At 39.4% G+C, this 14,249-nt stretch carries 15 protein-coding genes; 10 read left to right on the top strand and 5 right to left on the bottom strand.

The window, feature by feature from the left end; translation table 11 throughout:
- Window positions 1-44 precede the first annotated feature (44 nt).
- Together MKY76_RS08730 and MKY76_RS08725 are read left to right on the top strand one after the other, a co-directional pair.
- Entirely contained in the window at window positions 45-632 is a 588-nt protein-coding gene (locus MKY76_RS08730) for a TetR/AcrR family transcriptional regulator (protein WP_227744833.1), read from the top strand.
- A 58-nt stretch (window positions 633-690) separates the two neighbouring features.
- Complete coding sequence (locus MKY76_RS08725) at window positions 691-1,863, top strand: ABC transporter permease (RefSeq protein ID WP_342557665.1); 1,173 nt, start codon at window positions 691-693, stop codon at window positions 1,861-1,863.
- A gap of 219 nt (window positions 1,864-2,082) precedes the next feature.
- Here MKY76_RS08725 and MKY76_RS08720 read toward each other — a convergent pair whose 3' ends face one another.
- Window positions 2,083-2,664, bottom strand: coding sequence for a TetR/AcrR family transcriptional regulator (locus MKY76_RS08720; RefSeq protein WP_048390162.1), 582 nt, complete (start codon window positions 2,662-2,664; stop codon window positions 2,083-2,085).
- A gap of 155 nt (window positions 2,665-2,819) precedes the next feature.
- On the opposite strand from MKY76_RS08720, the gene MKY76_RS08715 reads away from it, so the two are divergent.
- Window positions 2,820-3,578, top strand: coding sequence for an SDR family oxidoreductase (locus MKY76_RS08715; RefSeq protein WP_048390161.1), 759 nt, complete (start codon window positions 2,820-2,822; stop codon window positions 3,576-3,578).
- A 48-nt stretch (window positions 3,579-3,626) separates the two neighbouring features.
- Here the strand turns inward: MKY76_RS08715 and brnQ are convergent, their stop codons facing one another.
- Window positions 3,627-4,967: a branched-chain amino acid transport system II carrier protein gene (brnQ, locus tag MKY76_RS08710; RefSeq protein WP_054550837.1), complete on the bottom strand. Its 1,341-nt coding sequence runs from the start codon at window positions 4,965-4,967 to the stop codon at window positions 3,627-3,629.
- A 166-nt stretch (window positions 4,968-5,133) separates the two neighbouring features.
- Window positions 5,134-5,886 carry an alpha/beta fold hydrolase gene (locus MKY76_RS08705; RefSeq protein ID WP_048390156.1) on the bottom strand — a complete coding sequence of 251 codons (753 nt, stop codon included), beginning with the start codon at window positions 5,884-5,886 and terminating at the stop codon, window positions 5,134-5,136.
- Window positions 5,887-6,171: 285 nt separating this feature from the next.
- Here MKY76_RS08705 and MKY76_RS08700 point away from each other — a divergent pair, with 285 nt between their 5' ends.
- Window positions 6,172-7,053, top strand: a complete 882-nt coding sequence (locus MKY76_RS08700; protein WP_342557664.1) for a LysR family transcriptional regulator — start codon at window positions 6,172-6,174, stop codon at window positions 7,051-7,053.
- A gap of 43 nt (window positions 7,054-7,096) precedes the next feature.
- On the opposite strand, the gene MKY76_RS08695 is transcribed toward MKY76_RS08700, so the two are convergent.
- Both MKY76_RS08695 and MKY76_RS08690 read right to left on the bottom strand, forming a co-directional pair.
- The gene (locus tag MKY76_RS08695; protein ID WP_342557663.1) at window positions 7,097-7,885 is read right to left on the bottom strand and encodes a DUF1835 domain-containing protein; all 789 of its coding nucleotides are present in this window, start codon (window positions 7,883-7,885) and stop codon (window positions 7,097-7,099) included.
- Window positions 7,886-7,897: 12 nt separating this feature from the next.
- On the bottom strand, window positions 7,898-8,521 hold the full coding sequence (locus tag MKY76_RS08690; RefSeq protein WP_048390149.1) for a LysE family translocator: 624 nt from the start codon (window positions 8,519-8,521) through the stop codon (window positions 7,898-7,900).
- Window positions 8,522-8,736: 215 nt separating this feature from the next.
- Here MKY76_RS08690 and MKY76_RS08685 point away from each other — a divergent pair, with 215 nt between their 5' ends.
- From MKY76_RS08685 to MKY76_RS08660, 6 genes are all read left to right on the top strand, one after another.
- Window positions 8,737-9,120 carry a hypothetical protein gene (locus MKY76_RS08685; protein WP_004229554.1) on the top strand — a complete coding sequence of 128 codons (384 nt, stop codon included), beginning with the start codon at window positions 8,737-8,739 and terminating at the stop codon, window positions 9,118-9,120.
- 390 nt (window positions 9,121-9,510) lie between these two features.
- Window positions 9,511-10,605 carry a glutamate 5-kinase gene (gene proB / locus MKY76_RS08680; RefSeq protein WP_054550834.1) on the top strand — a complete coding sequence of 365 codons (1,095 nt, stop codon included), beginning with the start codon at window positions 9,511-9,513 and terminating at the stop codon, window positions 10,603-10,605.
- Between the two features lie 13 nt (window positions 10,606-10,618).
- On the top strand, window positions 10,619-11,869 hold the full coding sequence (locus MKY76_RS08675) for a glutamate-5-semialdehyde dehydrogenase (protein ID WP_054550833.1): 1,251 nt from the start codon (window positions 10,619-10,621) through the stop codon (window positions 11,867-11,869).
- A 39-nt stretch (window positions 11,870-11,908) separates the two neighbouring features.
- Entirely contained in the window at window positions 11,909-12,793 is an 885-nt protein-coding gene (locus tag MKY76_RS08670) for a DMT family transporter (RefSeq protein ID WP_004229564.1), read from the top strand.
- Window positions 12,793-13,755 carry a carbohydrate kinase gene (locus MKY76_RS08665; RefSeq protein ID WP_257961338.1) on the top strand — a complete coding sequence of 321 codons (963 nt, stop codon included), beginning with the start codon at window positions 12,793-12,795 and terminating at the stop codon, window positions 13,753-13,755. The genes MKY76_RS08670 and MKY76_RS08665 overlap by 1 nt, the downstream gene beginning before the upstream one ends.
- A gap of 63 nt (window positions 13,756-13,818) precedes the next feature.
- A complete protein-coding gene (locus MKY76_RS08660; RefSeq protein ID WP_048390139.1) occupies window positions 13,819-14,208 on the top strand; it encodes an RDD family protein in 390 nt (129 codons plus the stop codon).
- Window positions 14,209-14,249 lie beyond the last annotated feature (41 nt).

Raw genomic sequence — 14,249 nt, 5'->3', positions numbered from 1 at the left:
CACACTATGCTAGGATGTAAGTAATTACTTGCATGGAAGGAAGTATGTTCTTGACAACGAAAGGAACTGCGCAACGAATTATCGAAGCTGCTCTACAATTGATTAGTGAAAAAGGCTATACAGCTGCAACTACCAAAACCATTGCAGAATTAGCAGGTGTCAATGAGGTCACTCTTTTTCGTCACTTTGGCAACAAACGTGGTTTATTAAAAGCCATTATTGAGCAATTTTCTTATTATCCTCTTCTACAGCAGGAGATCAATCAAAATGTAACGTGGGAATTAGAAAAGGATTTATTGAATTTCTCACTGAAGCATTTTCATTTTTTAATGTCGATTAAAGATTTTGTCATGATCGGCTTTAAGGAATCTATTCAATTTCCTGAAATTAGTGAGGAAATCGCCAATCTCCCGCTCCTCATAAAAAAGGAGCTCATTCACTATTTTCAAGAGATGCATCAACAAGGAAAAATAAGAGAAGTTGATTTTGAAGCAGCAGCGTTATCGCTTATAGCTTTGAATTTTGGTCATTTTATGTCACGTGCTCGCCTTGGAACTATCGTGTCTGACTTACCAACTGAAGAACTTTTACAAACTAGTGTTGCTATTTTTTCTAGGGGACTCGTTTCCTAGAAAAAATTTTTCTAATCAATGCAAGTAAGTACTTACTTAATTTTAGGGGGAATAAAAAATGACAGGTTTACAAGCACTATTGCGAGTTCGTGAAACCTATATCGGCATTGTTGCAACCATTGCCTTCCAATTAATATTCTTTACAATTTGGATGACTGCCTATGATGGTGTCAATGAAAGAGCGGAACAGTTAAGCATTGGTATTGTTGTGGAAGATTCTGTAATGGGTCAACAGGTAGCACAGAACATCAAAGGCTCCATCCCCTTTGCAATGGAGGACTATTCTTCGATGGAGGAAGCTGAGAGCGCATTAAACGAACGACAAATTAATATGATTATGCAAATTCCAGCCGATTTTACAAATCAAATTCAAGCAGGGAAAGAGGCTGAAATTATTTATGCGATTAATCAAGCCAATGCAAGTGTAGCGAAAAATATGATGGAGGGTGTAGCAAAGCAATTAACAGTAGAAATCAATCAAGCCCTCTATCCAATGCAACAAAATCAAGCCGTTGAAGTCTTTGCTCAACAATTTGCTCAGCTTCCCTTCGAGCAACACACTGCCCAACAAATTACCACTTCTGTCAAAACGACTGTAATGAATGTCAAAGACCACCCCGTCGATGGTACGATTGTAAAAACCAATGATGTAAAGGGATTTGCTGCAAACTTTGTCCCACTTATGGTCATCATCTCCTCCTTTGTGGGAGCGATGGTTATGATTATGCAACACCAGCAAGCAGCACAGCTCGTTCAAGACAGCCTATCAAAATGGCAATTGTTTCTCGCACGACAGCTACTCAATGTGGGCGTAGCCTTTACATTGCCATTCATAACAATTGGCTTGATGCACCTTTTTAATATCGATAGTCAAGAAAGCCTGCTGTCGATTTATCTCTTCCAATCTGTAATGTACCTTGCTTTCCTTAGCTTGGCCCAAGTATTTGTGATTGCCTTTGGGAATATGGGGATGATATTTAATATTTGTGCTCTCTCACTCCAATTAGTAACATCAGGTGTACTTGTTCCAAAAACCATGCTATCTGAAGGATACAAGCAGGTCGCTGCTATGCTACCTGCCACGTATGGAGCAGATGGCTACTACACAATCATCTTTGGTGGTAGTTCTGATAATCTCCTGCAAAACAGTAGCTCCTTAGGCATCATCATCTTCGTGACACTAGCCATCGCTACGTTGATCGTCACATTTAAGCCAGCTCCAGCCCGATGATTTAATAGAAAAGAGAAGGTCTACAAGTTGATGTAGACCTTCTCTTTGAGTGGTTATCCGCTACTTTTTCTCTTCTATCCTTCACTTTGAGCTGGCTATCCGCTACTTTTCCTATACTATCCTTCAAATCGGGCGTCCTATCCACTGCTTCTTACTCTATCCTTCAAATTGAGCGTTCTATCCGCCACTTTTTCTCTTCTATCCTTCAATTCAAGCGTTCTATCCCCCACTCCTCACATTCTTTAAAATAGCTGCTAACTGTTGATTTAACATGGTCACGCTATCGCTGAAATCGCCGCGATACCATTGGATGATAAGCCCGATGATGGCGTTTGCTTGATAGGCACTATAATAGTCGATCGAGATATGATCCTCCATTTGATGTATGTGTTGTGTGGTAATATCGCGTTTTAGCAGGGAATAAATCCCATCAAATAGCATGTAATAGTAGGTCAGCGGGACATTTTTAGAAAAGACGATACGGTAAAACATTTTAAAGCGTTCAATATGATGAAAAATACGGATAGTATTGGGATCTAATTGATTTGTGTCCAATGTCGTGACGGCACGATAGGGTTCTTCATAGGATTGATATAAATCCTCCATTATCTCCTGAAAGTATTCTTCAAAGAGCCCCTCTTTTTGCTCGTAGTGTAAATAGAAGGTTCCTCTATTGACCTTTGCTTCTCTACAAATTTCAGCAATGGAGATTTGCTCCAATGGTTTTTGGCTAAGCAAGGTCAATAAAGCATCGTGGAGAGCTTGCTTCGTTTTAATAATCCGTAAATCCGTAGTACGCAATTTTTTCAGCTCCTTAATAAACAGATTGTCCAAATGTGTTGATTACTCAACACATCCCGTTTTTTTGCATATTGAAATCGCTTTCATCCTTATTATATGATTTTAATGAACAGATGTTCAATAAGTAAAGAAATTACTATGAGGAGGTCTTTGAGATGAGATTAGAAGGTAAAGTAGCCATTGTGACAGGTGCAGCTTCAGGTATGGGGAAAGCCATTGCAGAAGGATATGCAAAAGAAGGCGCTAAGGTTGCCGTTTCAGACTTAAATTTAGAGGGTGCCCAAGCGGTTGTGGAAGGTATTCAAGCGGCTGGAGGAACAGCATTTGCCATTCAAACCAATGTCGCATCAACAGAAGACTTACAACGCTTATTTGATGAAACAAAAACGAACTATGGTCAATTAGATATATTAGTCAACAATGCAGGTATTATGGATGGTATGGAGCCAGTTGGAGAAATTTCTGATGAACGATGGGAAAAAGTATTTGCAGTGAATACAACAGCTGTTATGCGCTCTATGCGTATGGCTACCGAAATTTTCCTTGCACAAGGTCACGGTGTCTTTGTCAATAATATTTCTGCAGGTGGCTTATATGGTGCACGGGCTGGGGCTGCTTATACAGCTTCAAAACATGCGGTAGTTGGTTTAACAAAAAATACAGCCTTTATGTATGCTGATAAAAATATTCGCTGTAATGGTATTGCGCCAGGAGCAGTGATGACCAATATCGCCTCTTCTATGACAAATATGAGCCAAACAGGTGCTGCACGACAAGCACTAGGACTATCCATCAATCCGCGGGCTGGTCAGCCAGAAGAAATCGCTCAATTAGCGATCTTCCTAGGCTCAGATGAGGCTAGCTTTGTGAATGGACAAGTTATTGCTGTTGATGGTGGCTGGACAGCTTACTAATCCATAAGGAAACACGCACAGAGACATTTTCTGTGCGTGTTTCTTTCATTATATAACTTTTCGAGACGGAATCATGCTTCCAATTACTGCCCCTATTAACGCTGGCAGTATCCATCCTAAGCCAATATCATAAAAAGGAAGCATCGCAGAATAGTATTTCTCTACTGCATCCAATATACCTAACTTCGCATCTGGCACACTTTCTACCAGAGCTTTATAGCCATCAATCAGGCTAATGAAAAATGTAAAAATCATCGCTATGGCATACACTGTTTGCTTATTCTTAAAGAAGGATGAGCTTAGAGCGAGCAAGATTAGTACGATTGCTAATGGATATAAGAACATTAAAACTGGAATAGCATATTTGATAATATTGTTTAAACCAAAATTCGCAATCGTAAAGGATACAGCACACAACAGAAACACAAACCATTTGTAACTAATTTTTGGAAATACCTCATGGAAAAACTCACTACAAGATGTAATTAAGCCGATACTTGTTTTTAAGCAAGCGAGAACGATGATGACCGCCAATAAAATAGCTCCAAATGAGCCGAAATAATGATCGGCCACTGCCGCAAAGATTAAACCACCATTATCAAAAGTCCCGACAGCATTAATACTGGAAGCGCCCATATATGTTATGAGACCATAAATCAGCGTCATTAAAGCCATCGCAAAAATACCTGATGTCCATGTAGCCTTGGCAATTTCCTTACGATCTGTAATCCCTGCACTTTTAATTGCATTAATGACAACAATCCCGAAGGCTAGTGAGGCAAGGGCGTCCATCGTATTATAGCCTTCTTTAAAGCCTGTCATAAAGGCGGCATCCATATATTCACCAATTGGCTGCTGGAAATGGCCCATTGGCTTCGTAATGCTTGTAATAATTAAAATAAATAAAACAACTAAAAATGCAGGCGTTAAATATTTACCGATATAATCCATTATTTTCGCTGGATTTAAAGAAAAATAGTAGACAATGGCAAAAAATATAAAGCTAAATACAGCAAGTAGCAGTGTTGCATGCTGTGCTTGAATATATGGCTCAAACCCTACTACAAAAGGTACAGTTGCTGTACGTGGGATGGCAAAGAATGGTCCGATTGTTAAGTACAGTGCCAATGAAAAAATAATACCAAATATAGGATGAACACGATTGGCTAGATCACGTAAACCATTACTACCTGATAAGCCAATTGCCAAAATTCCGAGGAATGGTAAGCCGATAGCAGTCACTAAAAATCCGATTAATCCAAACCAAAAATTAGTCCCAGCAAATTGACCCATTTGAATAGGAAAAATTAGGTTCCCTGCTCCAAAATACAGTCCAAATAACATGGTACCAATGACTGCGTAAGTTGAAAAAGGTATTTTTTGTTGCATAATTGATGTGCTCCTTAGAAGTTTTAGACTATAGCAAATTATTTTAATCGAATGATTTTTCACTACAATTTCATCATGTTATCAAGCATTTATTATAATTACAATAGTTTTTTCGTTTATCCAGTGAGATTCAACAAAAAAAGAGCTGTCTACTGACAGCCCCTTCTTAGTTTGCAACTGACCATTCAATATGATCTAAAAATTTATAAACATCTTCATACACTTTATCGCGTTCTTTGTCCAATGTAATAATGTGGCCAGAGTTTTCATACCAAATGATTTCTTTGTCGTCTGTTTCCACAGTATTTAAAATAAAAGGTGCGCTTTCTTGATATAGGTCATCATCTAGTGAGCCTTGTAACACAAGAGTTGGTGCTTTGATCGTTGATAATTCTTCACGCGTTTCTGTTGTTAAACGTGTTACGCCGTCCAATGAATCCTTCGGTGAAATACGTAATTCATGTAATTCTGAAATAATTTGATCTTTTGATTTATTTTCAAAGTGTTTATATAAACGAGCATAGTGGTACAAACGTGTAAATAAGCCTTTTGAATTATCACGTGTAATCGGTGCACACATCGCTACACATGCTTTCACTGGGAATGTCTCTGCAACCTTTAACGAAAAGACGCCTCCAAGTGAAATCCCAACAACAGCGATTTCTTCATAGCCTTTCTTTTGTAGGAAGTTATAACCTTCTACTACATCGTTCCACCAATCTTCTGGTTTTGTTTCTAATAATGCTTCTGGTTCTACGCCATGCCCACTATAAATTGGTGCATGCACAGTATAACCTCGTTGAGATAAAAATTCTCCTAGCTTTTTCACATCTTTTGTGCTACCTGTGAATCCATGCAGTAATAGTACGGCTTTTTTGCCTCCCTCGATTGTTAGAGGTTGTGGCTTTGTTAACTTCATTTTATGATATCCCCTTCACGGAAATTAATAATTGTGTATTTTATGTGTCTATCTTATCACCCTTTATTCATAATGTACAATTTATAGTTTTTATCAAATCAATGTTTATAGTGCATGAATGATGTCAACTTAACGGCTGTACTATCACACTTTCTGCTACTTAACTTTTCCTTTCTGCTAAATAATTGCAACGTCCTTTTAAAAATTTTTTGTTACCTATACTTCCCGTCTGTTTCCCGTTATAATGCAGATAACTTAAAAATCACAAGAAAAGAGGTGAAAAAAATGGAGTGGCAACAATTAGAATATTTTGTAACCGTTGCAAAGTTAGAGCATATGACACGGGCTGCCGAAGCATTAGCGATTTCACAGCCGGCACTTAGTCGTTCAATTTCAAAGCTGGAGGAAGAATTAGGTGTACCGCTTTTCGACAGACAAGGGCGCTCGATTATGCTAAACCGATATGGAGAGCTATTTTTATATCGTGTCCAGCGCATGCGTAAAGAATATGAAAAGGCTGTTTTAGAATTACAGGAGCTTAATAATCCAGAACTTGGAGATGTATCACTCGGTTTTTTACATACACTTGGAACGAGTATTGTACCCGACTTGATTCGTGCCTTCCGTCAAAAACATCCCCATATCCGTTTTCATTTCACACAAAACTACTCCCATTCACAGTTAAAACAATTACTGGCAGGTGAGTTAGACTTGTGCCTACTAGCCGCGATCGATACAGAGCCGCCAGTTTGTTGGAAGGAATTATGGCGAGATGAGCTCTTTATAATGGTCCCAATTGACCATCCATTAGCCCATCGTAAAAGCATCAAAATGAAAGAATTGGAGCATGAAAGTTTTGTCTTAATGAAAAAAGGCTATGCATTACGCCGCTCAGCTGATCGCTTATTAAATGCTGCGGGCATTAAGCCTAAAATTTCTTATGAAGGTGATGAAGTATCGACAATCGCTGGATTTGTTGGTGCGGGGCTTGGCGTTTCCTTACTACCCGATGATGATGATTTAAACCCCAAAAAAATCGTTAAAATCCATGTTGAGGATATGGTATGTGAACGAATTATCGGCATGGCTTGGATAGAAAATCGTTATTTATCGCCATCTGCACGTCAGTTTAAACAATTTGTCTTTGATTTTTATGACAATAAATAATATAAAAAAGATCAAGGCTTTGGCAGCCCTGATCTTTTTTATGCTACAGTAATTTAACCTGATAGGAAAAAATATCATTTGTATCGCCTTTCATTGCAAATACTCCCTGTTCGACGAGCGTCAGTAAGCGATACTCTACGAAATCATTTCCTACATAATGGACAAATGTTTCAAATATCTGTGCCAAAATATGCGTAGGCATTAGCCACTCTTCATTTTGCTGTAAATGCAAATTTTTTGCACTGGCGATAATGTATACATCCATTGCATCTTCCTCTACATGCAATAGTTCACTTTTCCATAACCGTAATGTACTGGGCTGTTCTTTAATGTTTTCCCATTCCTTAGCGAGTTGCTGACATTCTTGCACAGAGAATCGTTTTGCACTAGGGCGAAGCTTCATTAGCATTTCCGAGGAAAGCTCGCCTGTATGGCGAATGTCTAAATTGGGGTGAATACCCTTCAGATTCTCCGTTGCATCAATACCATACACCATACTGCATTTATGAATTAACTCACTCATCACATAGCGCAGTCCTATCTGTTCATGCGTATTGTGACTATACCAAATCCACACATCCACATCACAAGGTAAATTAGCGATTTTTTTCCTCCAGTTTTCATACATCTCATCATACAATTGCTGGTCATCATCATCTAAAATATGCGTGGCTAACCAAGTTTTACGTTCTTCAAAGTTTTGAAGAGGTCCAATCGAGAGATCATCATGGACACTTAGAACTGATTCACTTCGCTGCAAACGATGTTGACGAATTGCAAGTTTCATAGAACCCTGCGTTGCTAAGCTAAAGGTAATATGTAAAATAGCCATGTCCATTCCTCCCTACTGTTTGCTGATGGCAATCTGTATCCCGATAAATGTGAATAGAATACCTTGAACTGTATTTAGTCGTTTAGCAATCGCAGGTTTACCAATAATGACTTGTCTAACTTTCCCTGCAAATATACTAAACAATGAAAATAATACAAGCGCTTGTATTAAAAATACAATACCCAAAATAAGCATTTGAAACGCCACATGTCCTTGCGATGGATTAACAAACTGTGGTAACAGCGCTAGGAAAAATAACGATACTTTAGGATTTAAAATATTCATTAATATTCCTTTTTTATATAATTTAATATAGGCTTGCGTATTTTGCTGTTGCAACGTAAAAGGGTCTCCTTTAGCACGAAATGATTGCCAAGCTAGATATAATAAATACGCTGCTCCTGCAAATTTGACGATGGTAAAAATAATGGTCGATTGATAAATTATCGCAGAAATACCAAGTACTGCTGCACTAATATGAACAAGTAGCCCTGTACACAATCCAAGAGATGTGGCAATACCCGCTTTTTTATCTTGTGTAATACTTTGGGCAAGCACAAATAAATTATCGGGCCCTGGCATAATGGTTAAAATCATCGCAGCCCCTAAAAACGCAAATAACGTTGAGATGTCCAAAACTTTCCCTTCCTTCAACTTCTTTTAAAAAACTATATACATTATACTACATGACGTTGTTCTCACTAGATGTAAGTTTATGACTTTATCCAAAACTTTTTTTAAATTTCGGTTTCACAATTTATGCTCGCTCAAGCGATACTTTTCTTCCCTAATCCATTATAATAGTAGAAACTCATGATAAACCAGATAACTTCCATAAGAGGTGATTGATAATGGCAGTAAGTGATATTGTCACGCAATATGAGGATGAGCATGGACAGGTTTACTATAAAATGAAATCCCATGACATTGAGGTAAAGGCCACACAAAACGCAGGCTTAGCACCTGTCATCACGTATTGGATGGCTGACAAAGAGATTACAGATTCCATTCGAAATTTACGCTTCAGTCCACGTGCCCCATCTAGCTATATACAAGATTACGAAGAATTTCAAGCAATGCTTTATGCGAAAGAGCAAAGGGCCATTAACCAGCTGTATGAACAAATGAGCATTAAACCCAAAAATATGTCTTCGGGGAAACAAGTCATTTGGAGTTTCTTTGTCATTGTACTGGCTATGCTTCCCCTTTTCATTGCGATTTGGTGGTTTAAATAATTGAATAAGCGACCTCTTTAGCGTTTTAGCGCATCCCTTTCTTAATTTATCAAAACTTTCAAGTAATTTATCCATTCAGCTTGACAGACTTATAGAAGTAGTGCATCCTTTAGTCAATAGATGAGAAAACGAACGAAGACCAGTAGTTAGCCACTGCTTGAAAAGAGAGCGATGCCCATCGGCTGAAAGGCATTGTACAAGAAAGACTAATGAAACCTACTTCGTGAAACGTCCTAGCCAAACTAGGCGCAGTCTCGAGCGTTATGAGAAAAGTGGAATGTCGCATGATATTCAATGTAGGTGGTACCACGGAAGGCAAGTCTTTTCGTCCTAATTTTTAGGATGAAAAGGCTTTTTTTATCTTGATTCAGCAATGATGGAGGTAGTGAGATGGAGAGAAAAAGAATTGTTGTTAAGATTGGTAGTAGCTCTTTAACGAATGTGAAGGGTGAAATCGATAAAGTTCGCTTAATGGACCATGTGCAGGCAATCGCCGAGTTGAAGAAATTGGGTCATGAAGTGTTGCTTGTCTCGTCAGGTGCTGTAGCGGCGGGTTTTAAACAACTAGGCTACCCTGCTCGACCTGTGACAGTGAAAGGAAAGCAGGCAGCTGCTGCTGTAGGACAGAGCCTACTTATTCAAACGTACAGTGCCTTATTTAGTATTTACGATATCATGCCTGCACAGATATTATTGACGCGAACAGATTTTTCTAAAAAAGAATGCTATAAAAATGCCTATGCGACTTTCGAGGAATTGTTAGAACGATCCATGCTACCGATTATTAATGAAAACGATACAGTGTCAATTAGTGAATTAACCTTTGGAGATAACGATATGCTTTCAGCACTCGTCAGTGGACTTGTCCACGCAGATCAGCTCATCATTTTAACAGATATCAATGGCCTTTATAATGCCAATCCCAATAAAAACCCTCAGGCAGAGCGCATTGATCGATTAGCGGCTATTACAGATGATCTGCTAAGCTTTGCGGATGGTACAGGATCAAAGGTTGGCACAGGTGGCATGGCCTCTAAGCTTCTGGCGGCCCGAACAGCGCTACGTGCAGGGGTGAAGGTATTTATCGGAACAGGTCATGGTGCACAGAAGCTCGTCGATATTTTAGCAGGACAAGGTGATGGCACTTATGTGGAGCATGACGAGCTTGCTGTGTTAACAAATCATAAACAGTGGATTGCACTTACGGAAATTTCTGGTAAGATTTTTATAGATAGTGGTGCTGAACAGGCTTTAATGAATAATGGGAAAAGTCTATTACCTGCTGGCGTCTATCGTGTAGAAGGTGATTTTGTAAATGGTGATGTTGTTGAAGTCTATAGTGAGAAGGACTTACTGGGACGCGGCGAAGTACTGTACTCATCCCAAGAGCTTATCTCTGCCATGGGAAAACGGACTGATACATTGCTGAAAAGCCCTATTGAGGTAATTCACCGAGACAAATGGCTGAAAATTCAAACGAATTAAGGAGGAATGACAAATGACAAGTGAAATTCAAGAAAAAGGACAACGCGCAAAAGCCGCAAGCTACATGTTAAATATTAAAACAACCTGCGAGAAAAATGAGGCACTGAAAAAAATTGCAGAACAGCTATTAATTGATCAACCTGACATCATGGCTGAAAATGCAAAGGATTTGGCACAGGGTGAGCAGCAAGGTATTCCTGCGTCTACGTTAGATCGCATCATGCTCAATGAAGAACGGATTGCGGCAATGGCCGATGCCATTCATTTACTCATCTCCTTAAACGATCCAGTAGGTACAATTGTTGAACGCATTGAAAAAGACAATGGGCTGCGCATTGAAAAACGAATTGTTCCACTTGGTGTTATTGGTATGATCTATGAAGCTCGACCAAATGTCACGATCGATGCAGCAACACTTTCCCTAAAAACGGGCAATGCAGTTATTTTGCGTGGAAGCTCCTCTGCTAAGTTTTCTAATATGGCTCTTGTTGCAAGTATTCATCGCGCGCTTGCTAAAACATCCATCCCTACAGATGCTGTTCAATTAATTGAGGATACAAGCCGCGAAACAGCCAAAGAACTCTTCCATTTAAAAGAGTACTTAGATGTGCTCATTCCTCGCGGTGGCAAAGCCCTGATCGATTTAGTTGTCAATGAAGCGACTGTTCCTGTACTGGAAACAGGTGCAGGCAACTGTCACATTTACGTGGATGAAATGGCGGATTACATAAAAGCAGAAAAAATCTGTCTGAATGCTAAAACACAGCGTCCTTCTGTTTGTAATGCAGCAGAAAGCTTACTCATTCATCCTACTTGGTTTCAAGAACATGGCGTCCAGCTTTTAACGTCCCTTCATCATGCAGGTGTAGCCATCATCGGTGATGAGCAAGTATGTCAGCAATTTGCAGCTGCCCTTCCAGCTACGGCGGAAGATTATGCGACAGAGTTCCTTGATTTAAAAATAAGCGTTAAATTGGTGGAAAATGTCTATGAAGCGATTGAGCATATTCAATACTTTGGCACAAATCATTCTGAGGCCATCATTACAGAAGATCAATTAACCGCCGAGACGTTCTTAAACAATGTTGATGCAGCAGCAGTGTATCATAATGCCTCCACCCGCTTCACAGACGGCTTTGAATTTGGCTATGGTGCAGAAATCGGTATTAGTACACAAAAGCTACATGCCCGTGGACCAATGGGCTTGCCTGCATTAACATCAACAAAATATGTTATTCATGGCAACGGCCAAATTCGTGAATAGTTCTTATAGTTTCATAAAATAATAGAAGGAAGGTTTCGTATGAACATCTCAGCAATCATTAAACTAACAGTCTCCATGGCACTGTTTGGTTCCATCGGCTTTTTTACCGTTCACACTGGTGTTCCCGCTACAGAGCTTGTCTTTGTTAGATGCATTTGCGCAACCCTCTTTCTAGGTGGTATGTGGCTCATCACTGGTGGACATAAAACAGAGGTATGGGATAAGAAAGAAATTTTTCAAACGCTTATTTGCGGTGTCTTTATTGTGTTAAACTGGGTATTTTTATTTAAAGCCTTTGAGGAAATGTCCATTTCAATTGCCATTTCCATCTATAATTTAGCCCCCATATTTGTGTTAATTTTAGGCGCTATCTTTTTGAAGGAAAAAATGACCATTCAGGCACTTGTCGCAACAATTACTTGCTTTATCGGTAGTATTTTTATCATCGGTCTCAATAATTTTGTGTCGTTCTCAGAATTTATGCAATCTGGCTTTATCTGGGCATTACTGTCAGCAGTATTTTATGCCCTTACAATGCTAACAAGCAAAACCATCACGAAGCTTAGCTCGTATGCGTTAACCTATATTCAAACAACAGTTGGAATCGTGATACTACTGCCTTTTATCGACTTCTCGCTGTTTGATGGATTAACGTCAACCAATTGGTTTTATATACTCGGCACAGGCTTTATTCATACAGGATTTGTTTACTATTTATTTTTTGATAGTATTCGTAGCCTGTCTACGATTCTTGTCTCCGTATTGGTTTTTGTCGACCCTGTTGTCGCCATTTTACTGGATATGCTATTGCTTGATTTTATGCCAAGCTTTACGCAAACGATGGGGATCCTTCTCATTTTCGCTGGTATTTTTTATACCATTTATGTTCCTAAGAAAAAGCGACTACCACAGGAGGTCTCATAATGGGCAAGCTCTTCACAATTGGAGAATTATTAATTGACTTTACACCGACACAGCAGCACGGCTCCCTAGCCAACATTGAGCATTTTACTAAACATGCAGGAGGGGCACCTGCCAATGTAGCCGCTGTCTGTGCAAAGCTAGGACAGCAGGCGGCCCTTCTCACACAAGTCGGTCAGGATGCCTTTGGTGACTTCCTAATCAAAACGTTGCAGCAAGCAGGTGTAGATACACAGTTTATTCGTCAATCAACGGATGGTGAAACAAGTCTTGCCTTTGTTTCATTAAATGAACATGGCGAACGAGATTTTCAATTTTATCGCCGACATGCTGCAGATCTCTTATACAAACAGGAATACCTCCCCTCGCAGCTATTAACAGCGCACGATATCGTTCACTTTTGCTCTGTTAATCTTGTAGAGAGTCCTATGAAACAAGCACATCTTGCCCTTATTGAACAGGCACATCAAGCAGGAAGCCTTATATCCTTTGATCCGAATGTGCGCCTTCCTTTATGGCAGGATAAGACGGCGTGTTGTGAAACCATTTTAGCCTTTTTACCAAAAGCCCATATTGTCAAGCTTTCAGAGGAAGAACTGTTGTTTTTAACAACTCTAGAAGATGAACAGGAAGCTGTTCAAACGTTATTTAAGGGATATGTAGAAGTTATCATCATTACACATGGTGCTGCTGGGGCTGCCTTATATACGAAAAAGCATCATGTGAAGGCTCCTGCTAACAAGGTACAAACCGTTGATACAACTGGGGCTGGTGATGCTTTTATTGGCGCGATTTTAAGTCAATTTCTTCATCATCAACTAACAGTAGATCAAGTGGTAGCTCATTGTGAACAGTATGCAATGTCTCTGCTATCTTTTGCAAACGGATATGCAGGCATTTCAACAACAAAGCATGGGGCGATTCCATCCTATCCTGTACTTTCATTAGATATGAATCTAGGATAAATCGAAACTTTTTGTCCTTATTGTTCGTATGTACTAGTGACAGGTCATTTAAGGAGGGCTTATATGGAATCGATGACAAAAAAACGCACAGCTGCATTTTTAATCGATACAGCTGTTTCAACAGCTGTCACGTTTGGGGTTGAATACTTCCTACGAAAAAAAGTAAAAAATGAGGCTGTTCATGCACTCGTTACGCCAACTGTGGTATTGTGGGCGCTAGAATATGCACAACTCCGTAAAAACGGACAAACGATTGGCTACAAAGCAATGGGATTGACACTCGAAAATGAAGATGGTCGTCCATTATCAGAATGTCAAATTATTAAACGCATGGCTTATCGAGACACTATCAGTACGTTCGATTATCTAAAAGATCGCCAAGCCTTCGAGCAGCAGCATGGTCAACGTCTTCCTCATGATAGCTTTGCAGGTACGGTTGTAAAGAAAAAATAAAGGAAAGCTGCCTTATTTTTTGGGCAGCTTTCTTTAATTGG

This window comes from Lysinibacillus sp. FSL P4-0201, assembly GCF_038593425.1.
Lineage (GTDB): Bacteria > Bacillota > Bacilli > Bacillales_A > Planococcaceae > Lysinibacillus > Lysinibacillus capsici.
Note: the sequence above shows the minus strand (reverse complement) of the source record. Positions and strands in the feature narration are given on the sequence as shown.

Excerpts from the sequence above, each read along its gene's own strand:
- MKY76_RS08730 (WP_227744833.1), top strand. The coding sequence starts at position 45 with ATGTTCTTGACAACGAAAGGAACTGCGCAACGAATTATCGAAGCTGCT.
- MKY76_RS08725 (WP_342557665.1), top strand. The coding sequence starts at position 691 with ATGACAGGTTTACAAGCACTATTGCGAGTTCGTGAAACCTATATCGGC.
- MKY76_RS08715 (WP_048390161.1), top strand. The coding sequence starts at position 2,820 with ATGAGATTAGAAGGTAAAGTAGCCATTGTGACAGGTGCAGCTTCAGGT.
- brnQ (WP_054550837.1), bottom strand. The coding sequence starts at position 4,967 with ATGCAACAAAAAATACCTTTTTCAACTTACGCAGTCATTGGTACCATG.
- MKY76_RS08705 (WP_048390156.1), bottom strand. The coding sequence starts at position 5,886 with ATGAAGTTAACAAAGCCACAACCTCTAACAATCGAGGGAGGCAAAAAA.
- MKY76_RS08700 (WP_342557664.1), top strand. The coding sequence starts at position 6,172 with ATGGAGTGGCAACAATTAGAATATTTTGTAACCGTTGCAAAGTTAGAG.
- MKY76_RS08695 (WP_342557663.1), bottom strand. The coding sequence starts at position 7,885 with ATGGCTATTTTACATATTACCTTTAGCTTAGCAACGCAGGGTTCTATG.
- MKY76_RS08685 (WP_004229554.1), top strand. The coding sequence starts at position 8,737 with ATGGCAGTAAGTGATATTGTCACGCAATATGAGGATGAGCATGGACAG.
- proB (WP_054550834.1), top strand. The coding sequence starts at position 9,511 with ATGGAGAGAAAAAGAATTGTTGTTAAGATTGGTAGTAGCTCTTTAACG.
- MKY76_RS08675 (WP_054550833.1), top strand. The coding sequence starts at position 10,619 with ATGACAAGTGAAATTCAAGAAAAAGGACAACGCGCAAAAGCCGCAAGC.
- MKY76_RS08670 (WP_004229564.1), top strand. The coding sequence starts at position 11,909 with ATGAACATCTCAGCAATCATTAAACTAACAGTCTCCATGGCACTGTTT.
- MKY76_RS08665 (WP_257961338.1), top strand. The coding sequence starts at position 12,793 with ATGGGCAAGCTCTTCACAATTGGAGAATTATTAATTGACTTTACACCG.
- MKY76_RS08660 (WP_048390139.1), top strand. The coding sequence starts at position 13,819 with ATGGAATCGATGACAAAAAAACGCACAGCTGCATTTTTAATCGATACA.